The organism is Polynucleobacter sp. JS-Safj-400b-B2 (assembly GCF_018881975.1).
In the GTDB taxonomy this organism is placed as follows: domain Bacteria; phylum Pseudomonadota; class Gammaproteobacteria; order Burkholderiales; family Burkholderiaceae; genus Polynucleobacter.
This window is the reverse complement of sequence record NZ_JACVPJ010000033.1, coordinates 1-1,449: the sequence shown is the minus strand read 5'-3', so window position 1 is coordinate 1,449 and position 1,449 is coordinate 1. Positions and strand designations below refer to the sequence as shown.

Annotated in this window: 1 protein-coding gene; it reads left to right on the top strand. The window is 46.0% G+C overall.

Annotated features, from left to right (window positions below):
- The first annotated feature begins 53 nt into the window (after window positions 1-53).
- A protein-coding gene (locus ICN48_RS13755) for an IS3 family transposase (RefSeq protein ID WP_370624240.1) occupies window positions 54-1,405 on the top strand; the annotation gives its coding sequence in 2 pieces (ribosomal slippage) (window positions 54-516 and window positions 516-1,405; 1,353 coding nt in all).
- The last annotated feature ends 44 nt before the right edge of the window (window positions 1,406-1,449 follow it).

Genomic DNA, 1,449 nt, shown 5'->3' with positions numbered 1-1,449 from the left:
TGAGCTGACCCCCAAAAGTTGGACATTATGTCCAACCAAGGGGGTTTTGTTTTATGAGCAAGTACAGCAAGCAGTTCAAGCTAAAGGTAGTTAAAGAGTTTCTAAAGTCAGGTGGTCTTAAGCGGGTAGGTCACCTGTTTAAGATTAGCCATTCCGATGTCCGCAAATGGACCTTGGCCTATCAAGCCCATGGTCATAGTGGTCTTAACCCCAGCTTCCAACGCTACTCCCCAGTTTTTAAAGTCCAAGTTCTGCAGCACATGGCTGCGCACCAGATATCAGCAAGGCCAGCTGCCGCCCACTTTGGGATTGGGAGTATGACTACGATTTTGCAATGGCAAAAACTCTACAATGGGGGCGGTATTACAGCCCTTGCTAATCGACCGAGAGGACGATCTCCTATGCCCCACTTCAATATCAAAGCGCTACTTAAAAAGCCTATCTCTGAGCTCACGCCGGCAGAGTTGCGACGACGCCTGGAATATGCCGAGGCCGAGAGTGCGTACCTAAAAAAGTTAGAAGCCTTAGCTCAGAGCAAAGCAGTAAAAGAGAGCAAGCCCAAGTAATTACTGAGCTAAGGCAACACTATCCTTTATCGGATTTACTAATCATCGCCAAGATGGCTAAAAGCGTTTATTACTACTGGCGAGAAGCCAGTAGTAAAGCCGACCCTTATCAGGACACTAAAGAGCACATTACCCAGATCTTTAATGCCCACCAAGGTCGCTATGGCTATCGGCGAGTACACCTAGAGCTATGCAATCAGCACCAACACCTAAACCACAAGACAGTGCAAAAGCTCATGACTCAATTAGGACTTAAATCGACTGTGAGACCTAAGCGATACCGGTCCTATAAAGGCACTATCGGTAAGGTGGCGCCCAATTTACTAGAGCGTAACTTTGGAGCAAGCAAACCTAATCAGAAGTGGGTCACTGATGTCACTGAGTTCAATATCAAAGGTGAGCGAGTATACCTATCGCCGATCTTAGACCTCTATAACCAAGAGATCATCTCCTATGAGATTGCCGATCGACCACAGATTAGCTCAGTAATGCAAATGCTTCAAAGCGCATTTAAACAGCTGGGACCAAAAGACAAACCTATGTTGCACTCAGACCAGGGTTGGCAATACCAGATGGGACTGTATCAACAGGCCCTGCACCAGCAAGGCATTACTCAAAGCATGTCCAGAAAAGGCAATTGCCTAGATAACGCTGTCATGGAGAACTGGTTTGGGATTATGAAAACAGAGTTCTTCTACCAAAAGAAGTTTGAGACTATTGAATCATTTAAGGCGGGGCTAGAGGAATATATCCACTACTACAACCATGATCGAATCAAACAAAAACTAAAGGGATTAAGCCCGGTGCAATACCGAACTCAATCCCTCGTGCTAACCTAACTAAACTGTCTAACTTTTGGGGGTCAGTTCATCGGGTGGCTTTT